At 39.9% G+C, this 243-nt stretch carries 1 pseudogene; it reads left to right on the top strand.

Annotated features, from left to right (window positions below):
- Positions 1-243: pseudogene (locus tag N8L33_RS10045) on the top strand (helix-turn-helix domain-containing protein); the annotation flags it as partial.

Below are 243 nucleotides of genomic sequence, written 5' to 3'. Positions count from 1 at the left end.
TGCCAAAAATGTATTTTTTCAACGCTTAGAAAAAGCTTATATGACTTTTTTAAGTCGGTATGCGCTTGAGATGGATGAATCAGAAGCAGAAAATTTATTTGCATTTCTTCTTTCCATGCTTTATCTTCCCTCTCATACCATGGCCTTTGTCTTAGGTTTTGGTGGGCCTGTCGCAGATCAAATGACCGATCTTATACGCTCTATGAGACGAGCTGAGCTTTGTGGCAATCATTTGCCTGACCA

The organism is Streptococcus mitis (assembly GCF_946188695.1).
Taxonomy (GTDB): domain Bacteria; phylum Bacillota; class Bacilli; order Lactobacillales; family Streptococcaceae; genus Streptococcus; species Streptococcus mitis_DF.
This window is presented reverse-complemented; position numbering and strand designations above follow the sequence as displayed.